General features: G+C 32.7%; 18 protein-coding genes, 1 pseudogene and 1 riboswitch. All 19 genes and pseudogenes read left to right on the plus strand.

What is annotated here, in order from left to right; translation table 11 throughout:
• The first annotated feature begins 14 nt into the window (after nt 1-14).
• The 19 genes and pseudogenes from hemC (at nt 15) to AB4Y15_RS05055 (ending at nt 21,816) form a co-directional block, all read left to right on the plus strand.
• Nucleotides 15-947: a hydroxymethylbilane synthase gene (gene hemC / locus AB4Y15_RS04965; RefSeq protein WP_427338820.1), complete on the plus strand. Its 933-nt coding sequence runs from the start codon at nt 15-17 to the stop codon at nt 945-947.
• The gene (gene cobA / locus AB4Y15_RS04970; RefSeq protein WP_427338821.1) at nt 948-2,462 is read left to right on the plus strand and encodes a uroporphyrinogen-III C-methyltransferase; all 1,515 of its coding nucleotides are present in this window, start codon (nt 948-950) and stop codon (nt 2,460-2,462) included.
• An 11-nt stretch (nt 2,463-2,473) separates the two neighbouring features.
• Nucleotides 2,474-3,451 carry a porphobilinogen synthase gene (gene hemB, locus AB4Y15_RS04975; protein WP_427338822.1) on the plus strand — a complete coding sequence of 326 codons (978 nt, stop codon included), beginning with the start codon at nt 2,474-2,476 and terminating at the stop codon, nt 3,449-3,451.
• Nucleotides 3,452-4,744, plus strand: coding sequence for a glutamate-1-semialdehyde 2,1-aminomutase (hemL, locus tag AB4Y15_RS04980; protein WP_427338823.1), 1,293 nt, complete (start codon nt 3,452-3,454; stop codon nt 4,742-4,744).
• A gap of 248 nt (nt 4,745-4,992) precedes the next feature.
• A complete protein-coding gene (locus AB4Y15_RS04985) occupies nt 4,993-6,597 on the plus strand; it encodes a Na/Pi cotransporter family protein (protein ID WP_427338825.1) in 1,605 nt (534 codons plus the stop codon).
• Nucleotides 6,598-6,752: 155 nt separating this feature from the next.
• Nucleotides 6,753-7,601 (plus strand): DegV family protein, encoded by an 849-nt coding sequence (locus tag AB4Y15_RS04990; RefSeq protein WP_427338826.1) that lies wholly within the window; start codon nt 6,753-6,755, stop codon nt 7,599-7,601.
• A gap of 69 nt (nt 7,602-7,670) precedes the next feature.
• Nucleotides 7,671-8,783: a DUF362 domain-containing protein gene (locus AB4Y15_RS04995; RefSeq protein WP_427338827.1), complete on the plus strand. Its 1,113-nt coding sequence runs from the start codon at nt 7,671-7,673 to the stop codon at nt 8,781-8,783.
• Nucleotides 8,784-8,859: 76 nt separating this feature from the next.
• A riboswitch (glycine riboswitch) is annotated at nt 8,860-8,963 on the plus strand.
• 155 nt (nt 8,964-9,118) lie between these two features.
• Complete coding sequence (locus AB4Y15_RS05000; RefSeq protein WP_427338829.1) at nt 9,119-9,499, plus strand: GrdX family protein; 381 nt, start codon at nt 9,119-9,121, stop codon at nt 9,497-9,499.
• Between the two features lie 81 nt (nt 9,500-9,580).
• Nucleotides 9,581-10,528, plus strand: coding sequence for a thioredoxin-disulfide reductase (trxB, locus tag AB4Y15_RS05005; protein WP_427338830.1), 948 nt, complete (start codon nt 9,581-9,583; stop codon nt 10,526-10,528).
• Nucleotides 10,529-10,545: 17 nt separating this feature from the next.
• Entirely contained in the window at nt 10,546-10,863 is a 318-nt protein-coding gene (gene trxA / locus AB4Y15_RS05010) for a thioredoxin TrxA (protein WP_427338831.1), read from the plus strand.
• Between the two features lie 44 nt (nt 10,864-10,907).
• Nucleotides 10,908-12,194 carry a glycine/sarcosine/betaine reductase component B subunit gene (locus AB4Y15_RS05015; protein ID WP_427338832.1) on the plus strand — a complete coding sequence of 429 codons (1,287 nt, stop codon included), beginning with the start codon at nt 10,908-10,910 and terminating at the stop codon, nt 12,192-12,194.
• Nucleotides 12,195-12,273: 79 nt separating this feature from the next.
• Nucleotides 12,274-12,750, plus strand: coding sequence for a glycine/sarcosine/betaine reductase complex selenoprotein A (gene grdA / locus AB4Y15_RS05020; RefSeq protein WP_427338833.1), 477 nt, complete (start codon nt 12,274-12,276; stop codon nt 12,748-12,750).
• Nucleotides 12,751-12,780: 30 nt separating this feature from the next.
• A complete protein-coding gene (gene grdB, locus AB4Y15_RS05025; protein WP_427338835.1) occupies nt 12,781-14,091 on the plus strand; it encodes a glycine reductase complex selenoprotein B in 1,311 nt (436 codons plus the stop codon).
• 93 nt (nt 14,092-14,184) lie between these two features.
• Entirely contained in the window at nt 14,185-15,723 is a 1,539-nt protein-coding gene (grdC, locus tag AB4Y15_RS05030; protein WP_427338836.1) for a glycine/sarcosine/betaine reductase complex component C subunit beta, read from the plus strand.
• A gap of 11 nt (nt 15,724-15,734) precedes the next feature.
• Complete coding sequence (gene grdD / locus AB4Y15_RS05035) at nt 15,735-16,916, plus strand: glycine/sarcosine/betaine reductase complex component C subunit alpha (protein ID WP_427338837.1); 1,182 nt, start codon at nt 15,735-15,737, stop codon at nt 16,914-16,916.
• A 299-nt stretch (nt 16,917-17,215) separates the two neighbouring features.
• Nucleotides 17,216-18,120: pseudogene (locus AB4Y15_RS05040) on the plus strand (BMP family lipoprotein).
• Nucleotides 18,121-18,233: 113 nt separating this feature from the next.
• A complete protein-coding gene (locus tag AB4Y15_RS05045; RefSeq protein WP_427339022.1) occupies nt 18,234-19,730 on the plus strand; it encodes an ABC transporter ATP-binding protein in 1,497 nt (498 codons plus the stop codon).
• 31 nt (nt 19,731-19,761) lie between these two features.
• Entirely contained in the window at nt 19,762-20,883 is a 1,122-nt protein-coding gene (locus tag AB4Y15_RS05050) for an ABC transporter permease (RefSeq protein WP_427338839.1), read from the plus strand.
• Entirely contained in the window at nt 20,884-21,816 is a 933-nt protein-coding gene (locus AB4Y15_RS05055) for an ABC transporter permease (protein ID WP_427338841.1), read from the plus strand.
• Nucleotides 21,817-21,957: the final 141 nt, after the last annotated feature.

Genomic DNA, 21,957 nt, shown 5'->3' on the forward strand with positions numbered 1-21,957 from the left:
AGGAGTTGAGATAAATGGATAGAAAACAGATAATTATTGGGACGAGAGGAAGCAAGTTAGCTCTTATCCAAACTAAAATAGTTATAGATAAATTAAAAAAAATATTTCCTCAATTGGATTTTAAAATAAAAATTATAAAAACTATGGGAGATAAAATTTTAGATAAAACATTAAACAAAATCGGTGGAAAAGGATTATTTGTTAAAGAGATAGAAATTGCCCTTTTAAATAAAGAAATAGATTTAGCAGTTCATAGTATGAAAGACGTACCCAGTGAATTTCCAGAGGAATTAGAAATAGGAGCAATAATAGAGCGAGAAGATGCAAGAGATGTTTTGATTACTAAGGATAAAAAAAGATTAAATGAACTAAAAATAGGTGCAAAGATTGGTACAAGTAGTCTTAGAAGAGCATCTCAAATACTAGCTTTAAGAAGAGATATAAAAATTGAACCTATAAGGGGAAATATACAGACTAGAATAAACAAAATGTATGATATGGATCTAGATGGGATTGTTTTAGCTGCAGCAGGGATAAAAAGATTGGGTTTGGAAGATAAAGTGTCTGAATACTTCAACGAAATAGATATTGTACCAGCTGTTGGACAAGGTGCTCTAGGAATAGAAATAAGAAAGAATGATAGTTTTATTAGAGAAGTAGTATCTAAAATAAACGACAAAAAAACAGAATTGGCAGTTAAAGCTGAGAGAAATTTTATGAGAGTTTTAAATGGTGGATGTCATGTACCAGCAGGAGCTTATGCCTTTATAGATAAAAACAAAATAATAATGATTGGAATGGTAGCTTCGATAGGTGGAGAAAGATTAATAAAGGTTCAAAAAGTGGGAAGTGTAAAAGATTATGTAGATTTAGGTAAAGCAATTGCTCTGGAGATTTTAAAAAAGGGTGGTAAAAATATATTGAGAGAAATAGAAGGTGATATGTAAATGGGAGGGAAAGTATATTTAGTAGGAGCTGGTCCAGGGGACTATAAACTTATTACATTAAAGGGTTTAGAGTGTATAGAAAAAGCAGATGTTATTTTATATGATAGATTAGTAAATCAAAAACTATTAAATTATGCTCGTGATGATGCAGAAATAATATACGTAGGAAAGAAACCAGATAATCATAGTTATAGTCAAGAAGAAATAAATCAGCTTATTTTAAAAAAGGCTTTAGAAGGTAAAATAGTAACAAGACTTAAAGGCGGAGACCCGTTTGTTTTTGGTAGAGGGGGAGAAGAAGCATTATTACTAGCTGAAAACAATGTGGAATTTGAGATTGTACCCGGGATAACATCAGCTATTTCAGTACCTGCATATTGTGGTATCCCAGTAACTCATAGAAATTTAAGTTCTTCTTTTCATGTTATTACAGGGCATGAAGCTCCAAATAAGAAAGGTGCACATTTAGATTATGATATTTTAGGGAAACTAAAGGGAACATTAATATTTTTAATGGGCATAGAAAATATTGAAAATATATGCAATCATCTTATTGAAAAAGGACAGCCACCTAATAGACCTGCTGCTGTAATAAGAAAAGGGACTACGGCTGGGCAGAAAATAATTAAAGGTACTTTAGAAAATATTGCTGATAAAGTCAGAAAAAACAATCTCAAAAATCCTGCTATTATAATCGTTGGGGAAGTCGTAAATCTTGCTGAAAGTTTAAGCTGGTTTGACAAAAAGCCGTTTTTTGGTAAAAAAGTTCTTGTAACTCGTACAAGACATCAAGCAAGTAGTCTTTCCAAAAAGATAGAGGAATTAGGGGGTGAGGCTATAGAATTTCCAACTATCAAAATAGTTGAAAATGATAATTATAGTAAGCTAGATAGGGCATTAAGTAATATAAAAAAATATAAGTGGATTATTTTTACTAGTGTAAATGGAGTTAAATTTTTCTTCAATAGAATGAAGAAATTTGATTTTGATATAAGGTTTCTTCAAAATGCTACAATCTGTGCTATAGGACCTGCTACAGCAAAGGAATTATATGATATGGGATTAAAGGTTAAATATATGCCTGAGGAATACAGGGCTGAAGCTATTATTGATATTTTAAAGGATAAAATTAAAGATGGTGATTATGTACTTTTACCTAGAGCTGATATAGCACGTAACATTTTGGTGAAGGAATTGGAAAAATTAGGTGCAAAGGTAGATGATATTCCTGTTTATAAAACAGTAGTACCAAAACATAATAGAGAAGATCTTATTAGGATTTTGCAGAAGAATATCGATATTATTACTTTTACCAGCTCATCTACTGTAAAAAATTTTGTCAAAATTTTAGGAAAAGAAAATTTAGAATTAATAAAAGACGCCAAAGTTGCTGTAATAGGTCCTATTACAGGTGCTACAGCAAGAGAATTGGGATTAAATGTGGATATAGAGGCAAAGGAATACAGTATTTCTGGATTGATTGATGAAATATTAAACTATTTTTACAAACATTAGGGGTGAAAAAAATGAGCTTAAGAATTAGACCTAGAAGATTGAGACTTAATAACAGTATTAGAAGTTTGATAAGGGAAACAAAATTAAGTGTTGACGACTTAATTTATCCTTTATTTTTAGTAGAAGGGGAAAATATAAAAGAAGAAATAAGTTCATTACCTGGTAATTATCATTTTTCTGTTGATATGTTAGAGGAAGAAATAAAAGAAATATCTAAGTTAGGGATTAAAGCAGTATTACTTTTTGGAATACCAAAAGAGAAAAATCCTATTGGAAGTGAGGCTTATAATGATGAAGGTATAGTTCAAAGAGGTATAAAAGAAATAAAGAAAATAAATAAAGATATTTTAGTAATAACTGATATATGTATGTGCCAATATACTGACCATGGACATTGTGGAATTATTAAAAATGAAGATGTAGACAATGATAGCACTTTAGATTATTTAGCTAAAATTGCTTTATCCCATGCTAAAGCTGGTGCTGATATGGTTGCACCTTCTGACATGATGGATGGAAGAGTAGCTAAAATTAGAGAAGCGCTTGATGCAAATGGATTTACTAATGTGTCAATTATGGCCTATAGTGTTAAATATGCTTCTGCATTTTACGGACCTTTTAGAGATGCAGCTTATTCAAAACCTCAATTTGGAGATAGAAAAACCTATCAGATGGATCCTAGTAATTCAAATGAAGCTTTGAGAGAAGTTGAGCTAGACCTTTTAGAAGGTGCTGATATCGTAATGGTTAAACCTGCACTATCCTATCTTGATATAATAAGAAGGCTAAAAGATAATTTCAATGTTCCAATTGCTGCATATAATGTAAGCGGAGAATATGCAATGATAAAGGCTTCTGCTCAAAAGGGGCTTGTAGATGAAAAGACGATAGTATTTGAGATTTTGACAAGCATAAAGAGGGCGGGAGCTGATATCATTATTACATATTTTGCTAAAGATATTGCTAAATGGCTTATGGAGGAGATATAAATGGATTTACAAAAATCAAAAATAGCATTTCAGGAAGCTCAAAAATATATACCAGGAGGAGTTAATAGTCCGGTTAGGGCTTTTAAATCAGTTTCAATCAATCCTCCTTTTATACAAAGAGGAAAGGGTTCTAAAATATATGATATAGATGGGAATGAATATATTGATTATGTTCTATCTTGGGGGCCATTAATTCTTGGACATTGTCATCCAGAAGTAGTAAAGGCATTACACAATACAGTAGAGACAGGAACTAGTTTTGGGGCACCTACAGAAATGGAAACAAAATTAGCCAAACTTATTTGTGAAGCAGTACCTTCAGTTGAAATGGTTAGGATGGTTAATTCAGGAACAGAGGCAACAATGAGTGCTTTAAGATTGGCTAGGGCATATACTAATAGAGATATAATAGTTAAGTTTATTGGAAATTATCATGGACATTCTGATAGCCTTCTTGTAAAGGCTGGTTCAGGAGCATTAACTCATGGAATACCTGATAGCCCTGGAGTACCAGCAGATATAGCAAAAAACACAATTACAGCTAGATATAATGATATAGAAGGGCTAATAGAAATATTTAAAATATATGGAGATAAAATAGCGGGAGTTATTATTGAGCCAATAGCAGGGAATATGGGTGTTGTTCCGGCTACACAGGAATTTATAGATTTTTTAAGGGATATTACATATAAATATGGGGCTATCCTTATATTTGATGAAGTTATGACAGGCTTTAGGGTTGCATATGGCTGTGCTCAAAGTTTATATAATGTTATGCCTGACATAACTTGCTTTGGTAAAATAATAGGTGGAGGATTGCCTGTAGGAGCTTACGGAGGCAAGAGAGAAATAATGAGCAAGATCTCTCCTATAGGTCCAGTATATCAAGCAGGTACTTTATCTGGAAATCCTTTGGCTGTAACTGCAGGATTTACAACTCTTAAGATTCTAAGAGATAATCCTAAAATATATGAGGAATTAGAACAAAAAGCTGCAAGACTTGAAGAAGGATTTAAGGAAAATGCCGTTAAACTTGGAATTAATATTGTAATAAATAGGATTGGTTCTATGATATGTACTTATTTTACAGATGAAAAAGTATATGATTATGAAACTGCAATTAAAAGTAATACTAAGATGTTTGCAAGATATTTCGAAGAAATGTTAAAACAAGGTATATATTTAGCTTCTTCTCAATTCGAAGCTGGATTTATTTCTGCTGCTCATACGATAGAAGATATAGAAAAAACTATAGAAGCTAATTATAATGCATTAAAAAAGCTCACTTCGTAGTGGAATGAGTTTATAATGACGCGATAAATATAAGGCTGTCAGCTATTAGCTGTCAGCTTATTTTTTAACTAATATAAGTCGTCTTTTTGAGTTAAACTACTATTATAATGAAATGTAAAATTATGATTAATATAAAGTTAACAAAATAAAAGAAAAAATAATAAATTTAACATAGAATTAACAAAACATAATAAAAAATAATATATTATTAATACTGTGTTAACAAAAGAATGATTGGAGGTACTAGTATGGAGATTGCTTTTGGCGTACTTGGTGGTTTAGGGTTATTTTTATACGGTATGAACCTTATGGGAACTGGGTTACAAAAGGCAGCCGGTGAAAAATTAAAAAAATTAATCGAAATTTTGACAAATAACAGATTTATGGGAGTTCTTGTAGGTACGGTAGTAACTATGATTATTCAAAGTAGTAGTGCTACTACCGTAATGGTTGTAGGTTTCGTAAATGCAGGACTTATGACTTTAAGCCAAGCAATTGGAGTAATAATGGGTGCTAACATTGGTACAACCGTAACAGCGCAATTAGTAGCTTTTAAATTAACAGATATTGCACCAATTATAGTGGCAATAGGTGTTGCTATTTGGCTATTTAGTTCAAAGAAAAAGCACAGAGAGATTGCTGAGATACTTATAGGATTCGGTATACTTTTTATTGGTATGGATTTTATGAAGCACAGTTTAAAACCTTTAGGTAAGTCACAAGTTTTTAAGGACTTATTAGTTAGTTTGGAAAATCCATTTTTAGGTATTCTAGTAGGTTTTGGGTTAACTACAATAGTACAGAGTAGTAGTGCTTCAATAGGTTTACTTATAGCATTAGCCAGTCAAGGACTTATAACAATAGATATAGCATTACCAATATTATTTGGTGATAATATTGGTACTTGTGTTACTGCCCTATTATCAAGTATTGGTGCGAATAAAACAGCGAAGAGAGCTGCGCTTATGCACTTATTATTTAACATTATAGGTACATTGATATTTATGATTGTGTTAAGATACCCAATACAGCATTTAGTAACACGTTTAACGCCTCAAGACGTTGAAAGACAGATTGCTAATGCACATACGTTCTTTAATATTACTAACGTAATAATTCAATTCCCATTTGCAGGATTTATTGTTATGGCTGCTAAAAAGTTAATACCAGGGGAAGTTGAAGAAGATAGCACTGGATTAAAATATTTAGATACTAGAATTATTGAAACTCCTTCTATTGCAGTAGGTCAGGCAGCAAAAGAAGTTTTAAGAATGGGTAAAATTGCTCAAAATTCTCTTAAGATGGCAAAAGAGTCTTTCTTTAACAAGAGTGAAAAGTTAACACATAAAGTGTTTGAACAAGAGAAATTTATTAATCAATTAGAAAAGGATATTACTCAGTATCTTGTAGAACTTTCAAATGCTGATTTGACTGATGAGCAACAAGTCAGGGTAACTACTTTATTCAATACAGTTAACGATTTAGAAAGAGTTGGAGACCATGCTGATAACATTGCTGAACTTGCACAATATGCAATAGATAATAAACTTAATTTCTCAGATGAAGCTTTAAGAGAACTTGAAATGATGTTTGAGAAAGTAGAAAATTCGTATAGAACAGCTCTTATGGCATATAAAACAGCGGATCCAGAAATAGCTAGAAGTGTAATAGCTTTTGAGGAAGAAATTGACTTAATGGAGAAACAATTAAGATCAAACCATATTGAAAGATTAAATAAACAGTTATGTCATCCAAGTTCAGGTATAGTATTTTTAGATATGATAAGCAACTTGGAGAGAATAGCAGACCATGCATCAAATATTGCTTTAACAATTTTAGATGCACTTAAGTGATAAAAGAGCCTTTTTAGGCTCTTTTTTGTAGTCTGTAGTTAATAGACTAATGGCTATTGACTATTGACTGATAATTGACGTTTTTTCTTGAGTAGTTTATCTTTTAATTATATAATAATGTTTAAAGATATAGTCTAGATAAGGAGGAAATAGATGTGGAAAAAATAAAAATTATAACAGATAGTGTTTCTGATGTTCCTTCGCAATATATTGATGAATATGATATAGAGGTTGTTCCTTTAACAATTAATTTTGAAAATGAAAGTTATAAAGATAAGGTTGATATTACAGTTGATGAGTTTTATAAAAAAATGGATGAAAGTGTTAAATTACCAACTACTTCGCAAATAACTCCAATGGAGTTTTTAGATATATATAAAAAATTCCAAGACGATTATGATTATTTAATTGTAATAACTTTATCATCGAAACTAAGCGGTACATATCAGTCGGCTATAACAGCTATGCAGTTAGCGGGAATAGAGGATAAAGTTATAGTTGTAGATTCTAAAGGAATTACATTAGGACAAGGGCTTATAGTGTTAGAAGCTGCAAGAATGGCAAAAAACGGCAAAAGTAAAGATGAAATCATAGAAAGATTAAATGAGTTAATTGATAAATTAGAATATATTATTGTAATTGATTCACTAGAAAATTTAAAGAAACTTGGTAGAATATCTGCTACTAAAGCATTTTTGGGAGAAAAACTTAAAATTAAACCAGTAATAACTATGAGAGATGGATATATTGTGCAGATGGATAAAATTCGCGGAAGAAAAAAAGTAATCAAGTGGATTATAGAAAAAATGAAGAGTGATAATGTAAATCTAAAGAATAAAACAATAGGTATAAATCATGCAAGAAACGAAGAAATTAGTATGGAACTTGTAAATGCTATTAAAGAAAACTTTGATGTTGGAGAAATAATTTTTAGTGAAGTAGGTTGTACAGTAGCTATTTTTGCTGGTACTGGTGCATTTGCTATATATTATGAAAAAGAATAAAAAATCAAGTTATTGATAAAGTAGATGTTAGAAGACAAACTACATTCTTATTTACAGGAAGGTGATAGAGTGGCAAGTAAAGTTTATTTTGTAAACTTAAGAGCGAGAAGTAAAAAAGATAATATACCGAATAAAATTCAAAGGTTATTTGATAAAGCTGGTATTAAAGAGGTGTTATCAAAAGATGATTTAACTGCAATAAAATTGCATTTCGGAGAAAAAGGCTCTAGTGCTTTTATACATCCAATTTTTGTTAGACAAATAGTTAATAAAGCAAAAGAATGTGGAGTTAAGCCATTTTTAACAGATACTAATACTCTTTATACAGGAAGCAGGACAAATAGCGTTACACACATACAAACTGCTATAGAAAACGGGTTTGCATATGCTGTGGTAAATGCTCCTATAATAATAGCTGATGGTATATATAGTAAGAATTCAGTTGAAGTTAAAATAGACAAAAATCATTTTGAAACGGTAAAAATAGCTGGAGATATTTATTATTCTAATTCTATGATTGTATTAAGTCATGTTAAGGGACATGGAATGGCTGGATTTGGTGGTGCTATAAAGAACTTAGCAATGGGTTGTGCGACTGCTGCAGGAAAACAGATTCAGCATTCTGATGCTAAGCCTAAAGTAATTAGTAAGAAGTGTATTGGTTGTAAGTTATGTGTTAAGCATTGTCCTGTTGAAGCTATAGAGATGACAGATAATAAAGCAGTTATAGATAAAGACAAATGTATTGGATGTGGTGAATGTATAACAATATGTCCTAAACGTGCAATTCAAATACAATGGGAGACAGATTCAGATGTTTTCCTTGAAAAAATGGCTGAATATGCTTATGGAGCTGTTAAAAACAAAGAAGGTAAAGTTGCATACTTTAATTTTGTGATGAATGTAACTCCAATGTGTGACTGTGTTCCGTGGAGTGATGTACCAATAGTTAATGATGTAGGTATATTAGCTTCTTTTGATCCAGTAGCAATAGATAAGGCAAGTATAGATTTAATAAATGAGCAAATGGGAATAAAAAATAGTGATTTGAAAGAGGGACACAAACCAGGTGAAGATAAATTTCATGGTTTGCATCCACAAGTTGATGCTAATAGAATATTAGAGTATGGAGAAGCTATTGGATTAGGTAGTACAAATTATGAATTAATAGAAATTAAATAAATGAAAAATTTGTTGTATAAGAAAAATTTATGTATTATAATATGAGTATAGAGAAACTTAATATCGTTTTAACTGGATGAGAAATGCGGGAGAGACCGTTAAGGCGCCGAAGGAGTAAGTTATATACCTTGTGTGCCGGTATATAATGAAGCTCTCAGGCAAAAGGACCGTATTTCGACAGTTCTCTGGAGAGCCTTTAGGGCACCGAAGGAGCAATTCTTGTAAAAGAAGAAACTCTCAGGTTAAAAACAGAGTAAAGGCACCTATAGGGGGGCTTTTACTCTGTTTTTATGTCATTTTTACTGAAAACCTTTTCCTTTTAAGGAGTGAATTGATTGGGTAAAATACTTATAACTAATAACCCTTTAGTAAAAAATCAGTTATCGAAATATATCTTAGTAGAATATTATGAAACGGATTATTTGAATATTTTGAGGAAAGTTAGAGACAGAGTGCATCTAGGCCATAAATTGTTATCACATCCTTTGTCAGGTAGTGTTAAACCTAATGAAACACCTTACAAATCTATAATTATTAGTATTGATAGAGGAAATCTAGATTACGATTCGCTGATAATTATTGAAAGAAGTATTGAAACTACAGAAAAATTTCTAAGAGATTTTAAGACACCAAATTGGTCGGAAAAGATTTTACTAGATTTTCAAACTATAGATTTGTCGCTTATTAAAGATATTGTTATAAACAAAGGGGTATAATTTGAAGAGCTGTATTTGTATAAAAAGTGTTAAAGAGAGAATTTAGTTAAGTTATTAAAAATTTTAAAAGGAGTGTTGATTATGGAAAATTTGTATGATGTAGTAATTATAGGTTCAGGCCCAGCGGGTTTATCAGCCGCTTTATATGCAGGAAGAGCAAGATTAAAGACTTTAGTTATTGAAAAAGATAGAACAGGAGGACAAATAGTAACTACAGACGAAGTAGCTAATTACCCTGGGTCAATTAGAAATGCGACAGGACCTTCTTTAATCGCAAGAATGGTTGAACAAGTTGAAGAATTTGGAGCAGAAAGAGTTTCTGATAATATTATTGAAGTTGAATTAGAAGGAAAAATCAAAGTACTTAAAGGGGAAAAAGGAGAATACAGAGCTAAAACTGTAATAGTTGCAACAGGAGCAAAACCTAGACAACTAAATTGTCCAGGAGAAAAAGAGTTTATTGGAAAGGGAGTTTCTTACTGTGCTACTTGTGATGCTGATTTCTTTACTGATTTTGACGTATATGTAATCGGTGGAGGGGATTCGGCAGTAGAAGAGGCTATTTATTTGACAAAGTTCGCTAGAAAAGTAACTATAATACATAGAAGAGATCAGTTAAGAGCAGCTAAATCTATTCAAGAAAAAGCATTTAAGAATGATAAAATTGACTTTATCTGGAATTCTGAAGTAAAGGAAATAAAAGGTGATGGTATTGTAGAGTCAATGGTTATAAGAAACAGAGTTACTGGTGAGGAAACAGAAATACGTGCAAATGAAGAAGATGGTACATTTGGTATATTTGTATTCATAGGATATATGCCACAAACTGATTTATTCAAAGGTATATTAGATATGGATGAAAGAGGTTATTTGTTAACTGATGAAGATATGAGAACAAATATTGAAGGAGTTTTTGCGGCAGGAGATTGTAGGAAGAAGTCATTAAGACAGGTTGTTACTGCCTGTGCAGATGGTGCAATAGCTGCTACACAGGCTGAAAAATATATCGAGAACAATTTTAGAGAATAAAATAAGGAGGGGTTATGATGTTAGAAGTAAATAAGGAAACTTTTGAAGCTGAAGTACTAAATGCAGAAGGATATGTTTTAGTAGACTTCTGGGGAAAAAGCTGTGAACCTTGCAAAGCTTTATTGCCACACATAGAAAAATTAGCAGAAAAATATGGAGATAAGATGAAATTCTGCAAACTTGATACTTCATCAGCAAGAAGATTAGCTATTAAGCAAAGAGTGTTAGGATTACCTACAATAGCTATCTATAAAGATGGAGAAAAGATTGACGAATTAACAAAAGAAGATGCAACACCTGCAAATATAGAAGAAATGATTAAAAAGTATATCTAAATTTCATCTTTGAATTATTTAAAAATTAAAGGGAGGTGAACTGCATGCGCCTAGAATTAGGAAATATCTATATCAAAGATGTTCAATTTGGAAATGAAACAAAGGTTGAAAATGGAGTACTTTATGTAAATAAAGAAGAATTGATTTCCATTATATTAGAAGATGAACATCTAAAGAGTGTAGAAGTTGAGTTAGCTAGGCCAGGTGAAAGTGTAAGAATTATGCCTGTAAAAGACGTTATTGAGCCTAGAGTTAAAGTAGAAGGAAAAGGCGGTATTTTCCCTGGCGTAATATCAAAAGTAGAAACGGTTGGTTCTGGAAGAACTAATGTTTTGAAAGGCGCTGCTGTAGTAACTACTGGTAAAATAGTAGGTTTCCAAGAAGGTATAATTGATATGACTGGCCCAGGAGCCGAGTATACACCTTTTTCAAAGTTAAATAATGTTGTTTTAGTATGTGAGCCAGTTGAAGGTTTAAAACAGCATGAGCATGAAAAAGCGGTTAGAATGGCTGGATTAAAAGCCGCAGAATATTTAGGTAGAGCAGCTAAAAATGTAGAGCCAGATGATATTGAAACTTACGAATTTTTACCATTACTTAAGAGTATTGAAAAATATCCAAATCTACCAAAGGTAGCATATGTATTAATGCTTCAAAGTCAAGGTTTATTACATGATACTTATGTATATGGTGTTGATGCTAAACAGATATTACCTACTTTAATAAGCCCTACTGAAATTATGGATGGTGCTATTATAAGTGGTAACTGTGTATCAGCTTGTGATAAGAATACTACTTATCATCATTTAAACAACCCAATAATTCAAGACCTTTATAAAAAGCATGGAAAAGAATTGAATTTTGTTGGTGTTATTATAACTAATGAAAACGTATATTTAGCTGATAAAGAGCGTTCATCAAACTGGACTGCTAAATTAGCTGAATATCTAGGTGTAGATGGTGTTATCATTTCACAAGAAGGTTTTGGTAACCCAGATACAGACTTAATTATGAACTGCAAGAAAATAGAACAAAAAGGTATTAAAACAGTTATTGTAACAGATGAGTATGCAGGAAGAGATGGAGCTTCACAATCATTAGCAGATGCAGATCCATTAGCAAATGCTGTTGTAACAGGCGGTAACGCTAATGAAGTTATCGAGTTACCACCTATGGACAAAGTTATAGGACATATTGAACCTGCTAATAAGATTGCTGGTGGATTTGATGGTAGCTTAAGAGAAGATGGTTCTATAGTAGTTGAATTACAAGCTATAACAGGAGCTACTAATGAGCTAGGATTTAATAAATTAACAGCTAAAGGATATTAAACTATTTACTTGCAAATTATAAATAGTGTACAAAACAAAGAAAATTGAAATAAAAATTAGATAGAAAGGAAGGGTAAGAATGGGATTATTAGATGGTAAGAAAGTAATCATAATTGGTGACAGAGATGGAATTCCTGCACCAGCTATTGAAGAGTGCTTAAAGACTACTGAAGCTGAAGTAGTTTTTGCATCAACTGAATGTTTTGTCTGAACTGCTGCAGGAGCTATGGACCTAGAAAATCAAAAGAGGGTCAAAGATTTAACTGAGAAGTATGGTGCTGAAAATGTTGTTGTAATATTAGGAGCTGCTGAAGCAGAAGCTGCTGGGCTAGCAGCTGAAACTGTTACAGCAGGAGACCCTACTTTTGCAGGTCCATTAGCAGGAGTCCAGTTAGGACTTAGAGTATATCATGCAGTAGAACCAGAATTCAAAAATGAAATTGATCCAGAAGTTTATGATGAGCAAATTGGTATGATGGAAATGGTATTAGATGTAGATGAGATTATAAGTGAAGTTAGCAGTATACGAGAAGAATACTGTAAATTTAACGACTAAAAAAGACCCGAATTAGAGAGGGGGGAAAAAATGAGCAAAATAAGAGTAGTTCATTATATTAACCAGTTCTTTGCAGGAATTGGTGGGGAAGAAAAAGCTGACCACAAGCCTGAAGTAAGAGAAGGCGCTGTAGGTCCTGGTATGGAATTTAACAAGAGGTTTGGTGATGAGGCAGAAATAGTAGCAACTATAATCTGCGGTGATTCATATTTCAATGAAAATATAGAAGAAGCAAAGAAAACAATAATTGAAATGGTTAGAAAGTATAGTCCTGATTTATTTATTGCAGGTCCAGCATTTAATGCTGGTAGATATGGGGTTGCTTGCGGTACTATAGCTGAGGCTGTTAATAAAGAATTAGGGATACCAGTATTAACAGGTATGTATCCAGAAAACCCTGGAGCAGACATGTTCAAAAAGAGTGTTTATATAATAGAAACTAAAAATAGTGCAGCTGGCATGAGAAAAGCTGTTAAGTCAATGGCTGCTCTAGCTTTAAAACTAGCAAAAGGTGAAGAAATAAAAACTCCTGATGAGGAAGGTTATATTCCTAGAGGCATAAGAAAGAATTATTTCGCAGAAAAAAGAGGTTCAGAAAGAGCAGTTGAAATGCTTATCAAAAAGCTCAAAGGTGAAGAGTTTAAAACTGAGTATCCGATGCCAGATTTTGATAGGGTTAAGCCTAATCCTCCAGTAAAAGATATTACTAAAGCTAAGATTGCTCTAGTTACTTCTGGAGGTATAGTACCAAAGGGTAATCCAGATCATATAGAGTCTTCAAGTGCATCTAAATATGGTAAATATGACATTTCACAATTTGATGATTTAACATCAGAGACACATGAAACAGCACATGGTGGTTATGACCCTGTTTATGCCAATGAAGATCCAGATAGGGTATTACCTGTAGATGTTCTTAGAGAACTTGAAAAAGAAGGTAAGATTGGTCAGCTTCACAGATACTTCTATACTACAACTGGTAATGGTACTTCCGTTGCTAATGCTAAAGCTTTTGCAGCTGAGTTTGCAAAAGAGTTAGTAGCAGATGGTGTAGATGCTGTTATTTTGACATCTACATGAGGTACTTGTACACGTTGCGGTGCAACAATGGTTAAAGAAATTGAAAGAGCAGGTATTCCTGTAGTTCACATGTGTACAGTAGTACCTATATCACTAACTGTTGGTGCTAATAGAATAGTTCCAACAATAGCGATACCACATCCACTTGGAAATCCAAGTCTTAGCAGAGAGGAAGAAAAGGCTTTAAGAAGAAGTTTAGTTGAAAGAGCATTAAAAGCTTTGCAAACTGAAGTGGATGGACAGACAGTTTTTGAAGAGTAAGCTAATCATATAAAACTATAAGGGTGATGATAGGTTCATCACCCTTTATTAAAATAGCGAAAAGTTAGTGTATTTTTTACGGAGGTGAAAATTATGAGTTTTGCAGTAGTTAAAGGAGCAGGTTATATTTTAGTTCATGCACCTGATATGGTTATACACAATGGTACTACTCAAACTTCAGAGAGATTAATAAATCCTGATTCTGAATATTTAAAAGAGCTACCAAAACATTTACGTAGTTTTGATGAAGTTGTAAGTTATGCACCAAATCAAACTTATATTGGAAATATTTCGCCAGATGATTTAGCAAAATATGAGATGCCTTGGTACGACAAAAAGGTTGAAGGTGCAGAAAGATTTGGTAAGTTTGGCGAAATAATGCCACAAGATGAATTTATAGGTCTTATGAAGATATCTGATGTATTTGATTTGGTAAAACTTGAAAAAGAATTTACTAAAGTTGTTAAAGAGAAGTTAGAAAAACATCCTCTAATAAATGATAACTTAATTTCAAAACTTAAAGAAGGCGAAGAAATTTCTGAAATAGAAAAACTAATTAATGAACAGCACGCAGAACCGATCTATAATGAAGGAAAAATAGTTGGATGTGTTAAGAGAGCACATGATATTGATATTAACTTGAATGCTCATACTTTATTCGAAAACTTAGTTGTTAAAGCCTCAGGAGTATTAGCTTTATTAAATTTACTAGCTAAAAACAATTTTAAAGCAGAAGATATAGATTATGTAATTGAATGTTCAGAAGAAGCCTGCGGAGATATGAACCAAAGAGGTGGAGGAAACTTTGCAAAGGCAATTGCAGAAGTTGTAGGTTGCATTAATGCTACTGGTTCAGATACAAGAGGATTCTGTGCTGCACCTACTCATGCACTAATAGAAGCTGCTGCTTTAGTTCAGGCAGGAGTTTATGAGAATGTTGTAATAGTAGGTGGAGGAGCAACTGCAAAACTTGGAATGAACGGAAAAGATCACGTTAAAAAGGGTATGCCTGTATTAGAAGATGTTTTAGGTGGATTTGCGGTACTAGTAAGTAAAAATGATGGTGTTAACCCTGTATTAAGAACTGATTTGGTAGGACGTCATACTGTTGGAACAGGTTCATCACCACAGGCTGTAATTACTTCATTAATAACTGCTCCATTAGATAAAGGAAATCTAAAGATTACAGATATAGATAAATATTCTGTTGAGATGCAAAACCCAGATGTTACTAAACCTGCTGGAGCGGGAGATGTTCCTACATCAAACTATAAGATGATTGCCGCTTTAGGTGTTAAGAGAAAAGAACTAGACAGAAAAGATTTAATGAATTTTGTTAAAAAACATGGTATGCCAGGATGGGCTCCAACTCAAGGACATATTCCTTCTGGTGTTCCTTATATAGGATTTGCAAGAGAAGAATTACTTAATGGCAAAATAAATAGAGTTATGATTGTTGGTAAAGGTAGTTTATTCTTAGGCCGTATGACAAATTTATTTGATGGTGTGTCAATCGTAATTGAAAGAAATAGTGGTAAAGTGGATAGTAATAAAGGGGTTTCTGAAGAAGAAGTTAAAAAGTTAGTAGCAGAAGCTATGAGGGAATTTGCATCACATCTTTTGAGAGATTAGAGGTGATATAGATGTCAGATAACAACGTAAAAAAGCTCATTGGTAAAGTTTTTAATGACATAGCTGATGCAATAGAAACAGGACAATTTGGGAAGAAAATAAGAGTAGGTATTACAATCTTAGGCAGTGAGCATGGCGTTGAGAATATAGTTAAAGGAGCTGAAATAGCTCAAGCAAGAGATAATTCTATTGAAGTAGTATTGATAGGACCTAAAGTAGATACAAAGTTAGAAATAATTGAGGCTAATACTGAAGAAGAAGCTCATAAGAAAATGGAAGAATTATTAGATAATGGTGAGATTCATAGTGCTGTTACAATGCATTATAATTTCCCAATAGGCGTTTCAACTGTAGGAAAGGTTATTACACCTGGTTTAGGTAGAGAGATGTTTATAGCTACTACAACTGGAACATCTTCTCCAGATAGAGTAGAAGCCATGATAAAAAATGGAATCTTTGGTATTATTACTGCTAAAGCTATGGGAATAGAAAATCCTACTGTTGGGATACTTAATGTTGATGGGGCTAGACAAGTTGAAAGAGCTCTTAAAGAATTATCAAATAATGGATATGAAATAAACTTTACTGAATCAATGAGAGCAGATGGTGGTTCAGTAATGAGAGGAAATGACCTTTTGGCAGGAACACCTGATGTAATGATTACTGATACATTAACAGGTAATTTACTTATGAAGATTTTCTCTTCATTTACAACAGGAGGAAGCTATGAAGCTATAGGTTATGGATATGGTCCTGGAATTGGAGAAGATTACAGTAGAATAATATTAATACTTTCAAGAGCTTCAGGTGTTCCAGTAGTAGCAAATGCTATTTCATATGCTGCAAAGCTTGCTAAAGGAGATTTAATAAGAATTAGTAAAGAAGAGTTTGCTAAAGCGAAGAAAGCTAAATTAGATGATATAATAAAGGGATTGAAAAAAGGAGCGGCAGTTAAAGAAGCAGAGGAGGATGTTGTACCTCCACCAAAGGAAGTTGTAACTGGATCAATTTCAGGTATAGATATTTTAGAATTAGAAAATGCTGTTAAAACATTGTGGAAAAACGGCATTTATGCTGAAAGTGGAATGGGCTGTACAGGTCCTATAGTAATGGTGAATGAAGCGAAGTTAGAAAAAGCTATAGAAGTATTGGCGGATGCTGGTTATACATCTAAGGAATCTGACCCATGTTAGTAAATGCCCTAGGTATATTCCTAGGGTATTTTACATAAATTATAAAGTAGATTTTATTATCTATTACAGAAAAAATATATATGGATTACAAAAAATTAAGAACTTTTAGAGGAATTTTTATAATTTTATAGAATATTATAATTTGTTGATTAATTCTGCAAACTAATTTGCGGACAAAATAATATTTAAGGAGGTATTTTAAGATGTCTAAGAAGATTATTGCACTTTTATTGACTACTGTTTTAGTACTTACTTTAGCAGTAGGATGTACTACTAAAACTGAAAAGGTAACTATTGGTATGATTACTGATACTGGTGGATTAGGGGACCAGTCATTTAATGATTCTGCTTGGGAAGGTCTAGCTAGAGCAGAAAAAGAGCTTGGTATTGAAAGAAAAGTACTTGAGTCTGAAACTGCTGATGATTATTTACCAAACTTAACTAGTTTTGCTGAGGAAAATATGGATTTAATTATAGGTGTTGGTTTCTTATTCAATAAATCAATGAAGACAGCAGCAGAGCAATTCCCAAATCAAAAATTTGCTATAATTGACTCAGTGGTTGATGCCCAAATGTTGCATCACTTACATTTAAAGAAGAAGAAGGTTCATTCTTAGTAGGGGTTATAGCTGGGCTTGCAACTAAAACTAACAAAATAGGTTTTATTGGTGGGATGAAATTCCCTCTAATAGAAAAGTTTGAATATGGTTTTAGAGCAGGTGTTAAAGCTGTTAACCCTAATGCGGAAGTATTTGTAAACTATGCTGATTCTTTTGAAGATGCTGCTAAAGGTAAAGAAATAGCATTAGTGCAACATGAAAAAGGTGCTGATATTATATACCATGCTGCTGGTGGTGTTGGTGTTGGACTAATTGAAGCAGCTAAAGAAAAAGGGTTCTGGGCGATAGGTGTTGATAAAGACCAATCAGCTCTAGCACCAAAAAACGTTCTTTGCTCAATGGTTAAAAGAGTTGACAATGCAACATTCTATGTTGCTAAAGCTGTAAAAGAAGGAACATTTGAAGGTAAAGTTTATACTTATGGTTTAAAAGAAGAAGGTGTAGGTTATAGCGATAAAGCTGGTAATTTAACTAAAGAATTAAAAGATGCAGCTGAAAAATATAAGAAAGCTATAATAGAAGGTAAAATAATAGTTCCTAAAACTAAAGAAGAGTTTGAAGCTTTTGAAGCTCCAGAATTGTAAAAATATTTGTACTTGATAAAATTTTATAATATCGGTTATAATAATTAGGTCAGATGTAATATCTGGCCTAATTCTGTTTAAAGGAGGGAATTTGGGTGAGTTATGTAGTAGAGATGAAAAACATTACTAAAGTTTTCCCGGGTGTTGTTGCTAATGATAATGTTAACTTTTCTGTTAAGAAAGGTGAAATTCACGTTTTATTAGGCGAAAATGGAGCTGGAAAAACTACTTTAATGAATATATTATATGGTTTATATGAGCCGACATCTGGTGAAATATATATTAAAGGAGAAAAGGTGGAAATAAAAAACCCTAACATTGCTATTGAAAAAGGAATAGGAATGGTGCATCAGCATTTTATGTTGGTTGAGCCTTTTACAGTAGCGGAAAACATTATCCTAGGTATTGAGCCGTCATTGTATGGTGGATTGAAATTGGACAAGGAAAAAGCAGTAGAGGAAGTTAATAGGATTTCAAGCGAATACGGTTTAGCTGTAGACCCAAATGTAAAGATACAGGACATTTCTGTAGGTATGCAACAAAGGGTTGAAATATTAAAAGCTCTTTATAGAGGAGCGGATATTTTAATATTAGATGAACCAACTGCAGTTCTTACTCCGCAGGAAATTGAAGAACTTGGAGTAATTTTAAGGAACCTTGCTAATCAAGGTAAATCTATAATTTTAATTACCCACAAATTAAAAGAAGTAATGGCTATGAGTGATAGGGTAACAGTTATAAGAAGAGGTAAAGTTATAGATACTTTAAATACAAAAGATACTAATAGTGAAGAATTGGCTGAGTTAATGGTAGGTAGAAAAGTTAATTTAGTAGTTCAAAAAGAAAAACGGGAAGCTGGTAAGCCGGTATTAGAAGTTAAAGATTTACATGCATTAGATAATAGAGGAGTACCAGCACTTAAAGGTATTAGTTTTGAGGTTAAAGCTGGAGAAATTTTTGCACTAGCAGGTGTAGACGGTAATGGGCAAACTGAACTAGTAGAGGTGATAACAGGGCTAAGAAATGCAACAAAAGGGAAGGTTTTATTAGAAGGTAAAGATATTACCAGATTAAAAACTAGAGAAATAATTGAAAAAGGAGTAGGACACATACCTGAAGATAGACATAAGAGAGGATTAGTTCTTAATCATACGCTTGCAGAAAATATGATACTTGGAGATCATCATAAAGAACCATTTAGTAAAAATGGAATAATGAATTATGATGTTATTCATGAACATGCTAAAAAATTAATTGAAGAATTTGATGTTAGAACACCAAGCGAAGAAGTAACTGCAAAGTCGCTTTCAGGAGGTAATCAACAGAAAGTCATTATAGCAAGAGAGCTAAATAGAGATCCAGTTTTATTAATTGCTGCACAGCCTACAAGAGGTTTAGACGTTGGGGCAATTGAGTTTGTGCATAAAAGATTAGTAGAACAGAGAAACAAAGGAAAGGCTGTACTTTTAGTTTCTCTAGAGTTAGATGAAGTTATGGCATTAGCTGATAGAATAGGTGTAATATATGACGGTAAGCTTGTTGGAATTCTTGATGCAGAAGAAGCTACCGAGAAAAAACTTGGTATTATGATGGCAGGAGGTAAAGCATAAATTTGAAATATTAATAAGGTGAGGTGAAATAATGGAAAAAGATAGTAAGTTAAAAGTATTTATTGAAAACATAAAATTCCCATTATCAGCAATTTTATTATCTTTCTTAATAGGTGCCTTATTTATTATTTGGACAGGGAACAATCCTTTAGTTGCTTATGGGGCACTTTTTAGCGGTAGTTTAGGAGGTTTAGACAAGTTTGGACAAACGCTTTTAAAAACTACTCCTTTAATATTTACTGGTTTGGCGGTTTCATTTGCTTTTAGATGTGGTTTATTCAATATAGGAGCTGAAGGACAATATGTAATTGGAGCATTAACTACAGTAGCTGCTGGTTATATATTTAATTCTGCATTTGGAAATTTACCAAGATTTGTATTTATACCTTTAATTATGTTAGCAGGTGCATTGGGTGGTGCGCTTTGGGCAGCAATTGCAGGTTTTCTTAAGTCAAAATTAGGTGTACACGAGGTAATAACTACAATAATGCTTAACTATACAAGTATTCATGTAAGTAATTTTTTTGTTAGAACTGCATTAAACCCTTCTACTTTAGAAGGAACTACACAAAAAGCTCATACTGTTTTACTACCTGAATCTGCAAGATTAACTCAATTAAGAGAAATTATACCTTGGTTTGGTTATTCGAGTGTTCATACAGGTATATTTATAGCTATAATATGTGCTATTGCAGCATACTTTATATTATTTAAAACAACTTTAGGATATGAAATACGTTCAGTTGGACAAAATTCTTATGCAGCAGAATATGGTGGAATAAGTGTTTCAAGGAATTTAATATTAGCGATGGTTATATCAGGTATGTTTGCAGGATTAGCCGGTGCTACACAAGTAGCAGGTTTAACATATAAAGTAGATATGGCTCCTGCTTCACCTGGATATGGTTTTACAGGTATAGCTGTTGCTTTAGTTGGTAAAAATCATCCACTTGGAGTATTAGCTAGTGCACTTTTATTTGGTATTTTGAGTAATGGTGCTAGGAAAATGCAAATTGCAGGTATTCCAAGGGAAGTAGTTGGAATCATACAAGGTATAATTATCATTTTCATAGCAGGTGAAAGAATTGTAAAATTTGTATCTAAAATAAGAGAACGCAGAAATAAAAAAGGCAATGTTGAGGGGGTGAATTAAGTGTTAGGGATTATAATAGCAGTAGTAGCATCAGCCTTAAGATTAGCAACGCCACTTATTTTTGCATCATTAGGAGGAGTTTTTTCTGAAAGGTCTGGTGTTGTTAATATAGCGCTTGAAGGTATTATGATAAATAGAGCTTTCTTCTCGATATTAACTACCGAATTTACAGATTTACCTTGGTTAGGTGTATTAGTTGCGGCTATCGTTGGTATATTGACTTCTTTAATTCTAGCTTTCTTAGCTGTTCATCTTAAAGCAGATCAAGTAGTTACTGGAGTTGCAATAAATTTACTTTCAGCAAGTTTTACCGCTTTCCTATTAGAGATGGTGTGGCATAGATCGGGGCAAACTGATCCAGTTGAAAAGGCAATTAGAGCTAAACCTTTGCCTCTTATAAATAAAATACCGATTATTGGGGATTTGACTTCACAGTTAACACCTTTTGTGTACTTAGCTATATTAGCTGTTATTGTTTCATATTATGTTTTATATAAAACACCTTTTGGATTAAGAGTCAGAGCAGTTGGGGAACATCCAAGAGCAGCTGATACAGTAGGTATTAATGTATATAAGATTAGATATATATGTGTTATGATAAGTGGGGCATTAGCTGGAATTGCAGGTTCAGCTTTATCATTAGGTGCGATAAGTTTATTCAGAGAAGGTATGACTGCAGGGAAAGGTTTCATAGCTTTAGCAGCTATGATATTCGGTAAATGGCATCCTGTAGGTGCTTTTCTAGCTTGTTTATTCTTTGGATTTACAGAAGCGATTCAAATACAAGCATCAACTCTTGGATTAGGTTTTATACCATCAGAGTTTTTACAGATTATACCTTATGTAGCTACAATATTAGCTTTAGCAGGTGTGGTAGGTAGAGCTGTTGCTCCAGCAGCAGATGGTATACCTTATGAAAAAGGAGAAAGATAATATCAAAAATGTATTTTGCTCTCTGTCTAATAAAGCAGAGAGCTTTTATTTTACATATGATTTTTGATATAATATTTAAAAAGGTAGATTAGTCATAAACTAGTGATTAATATTATAAGATATAGTAATAAGTTAAATATT

It is taken from the genome of Caloranaerobacter longqiensis (genome assembly GCF_050286925.1).
In the GTDB taxonomy this organism is placed as follows: domain Bacteria; phylum Bacillota; class Clostridia; order Tissierellales; family Thermohalobacteraceae; genus Caloranaerobacter.

Bases quoted from the DNA above. Each gene is read 5' to 3' on its own strand.
- hemC (WP_427338820.1), top strand. From the start codon at position 15: ATGGATAGAAAACAGATAATTATTGGGACGAGAGGAAGCAAGTTAGCT.
- cobA (WP_427338821.1), top strand. From the start codon at position 948: ATGGGAGGGAAAGTATATTTAGTAGGAGCTGGTCCAGGGGACTATAAA.
- hemB (WP_427338822.1), top strand. From the start codon at position 2,474: ATGAGCTTAAGAATTAGACCTAGAAGATTGAGACTTAATAACAGTATT.
- hemL (WP_427338823.1), top strand. From the start codon at position 3,452: ATGGATTTACAAAAATCAAAAATAGCATTTCAGGAAGCTCAAAAATAT.
- AB4Y15_RS04985 (WP_427338825.1), top strand. From the start codon at position 4,993: ATGGAGATTGCTTTTGGCGTACTTGGTGGTTTAGGGTTATTTTTATAC.
- trxB (WP_427338830.1), top strand. From the start codon at position 9,581: ATGGAAAATTTGTATGATGTAGTAATTATAGGTTCAGGCCCAGCGGGT.
- trxA (WP_427338831.1), top strand. From the start codon at position 10,546: ATGTTAGAAGTAAATAAGGAAACTTTTGAAGCTGAAGTACTAAATGCA.
- AB4Y15_RS05015 (WP_427338832.1), top strand. From the start codon at position 10,908: ATGCGCCTAGAATTAGGAAATATCTATATCAAAGATGTTCAATTTGGA.
- grdC (WP_427338836.1), top strand. From the start codon at position 14,185: ATGAGTTTTGCAGTAGTTAAAGGAGCAGGTTATATTTTAGTTCATGCA.
- grdD (WP_427338837.1), top strand. From the start codon at position 15,735: ATGTCAGATAACAACGTAAAAAAGCTCATTGGTAAAGTTTTTAATGAC.
- AB4Y15_RS05045 (WP_427339022.1), top strand. From the start codon at position 18,234: ATGAAAAACATTACTAAAGTTTTCCCGGGTGTTGTTGCTAATGATAAT.
- AB4Y15_RS05050 (WP_427338839.1), top strand. From the start codon at position 19,762: ATGGAAAAAGATAGTAAGTTAAAAGTATTTATTGAAAACATAAAATTC.